The organism is Brevundimonas sp. 01N35 (genome assembly GCF_056399785.1).
Genome location: NZ_JBFTRZ010000031.1, coordinates 1 through 681, shown reverse-complemented (window position 1 = coordinate 681; position 681 = coordinate 1). Strand labels below are relative to the sequence as shown.

Annotated in this window: 1 protein-coding gene; it reads right to left on the bottom strand. The window is 67.7% G+C overall.

Annotated features, from left to right (window positions below; genetic code table 11):
• Positions 1-82 precede the first annotated feature (82 nt).
• The coding region (locus tag AC1DJ5_RS14630; RefSeq protein WP_477021071.1) for a cupin domain-containing protein at positions 83-681 on the bottom strand (599 nt) is incomplete at its 5' end.

Genomic DNA, 681 nt, shown 5'->3' with positions numbered 1-681 from the left:
ACGCAGAAGATGCGGCGAACCGGGAACTGCTCGCCGGTGGAGGTGGCGGCCAGGACCGGCGCCTGGGGTTCGAAGATCAGGCTCACAGGTTTTCTTCCTTGTAGAGGTTCAGCTTTTCCTGGCAGGCCTTGTCGGAGTAGCCGAACAGGACGAGCTGGCTTTGGGCCTTGAAACGGACCGTCTTCCACGACGGGACGACGAGGATCTCGCGGGGGGCAAGGGCGATGGTCTCGCCCTCGACGACCGCCTCGCCCTGCCCTTCCACGACCACGAAGATCGTGCCGTCGGTCGAGCGGCGGTCGCGGGTCTCGAACCCCGCGGGCATCAGCCGCACATGCGCCGAAATGGTCGACATGATCGGCCCGCCGTTGACGGGAGTGAGGAACTCCAGCGCGTGGCCCAGGTGCGGATCGATCTGTGCGCCCTTGGCCATGGCGTCCAGCGCCGGCCGCCACTCCGAATAGGGATAGTGGAACAGCGGCTGGTGGGCCGGGCGGCGGTCGGCGGTGTGGCCCTTCAGCGGACGCATGTTGCGGCCGTAGCGGTTGAGGCTGTCGCCGGCCGGCGCCTGCTCGGGGAACTGGTCCTCGGCATAGCCCTCGGCGCAGCTGGCGTCGAAGTGGCGGACGGTGGGGATGTCCAGGCCGTCGAGCCAGATCATCGGCTTGCTCGTCGGATTGC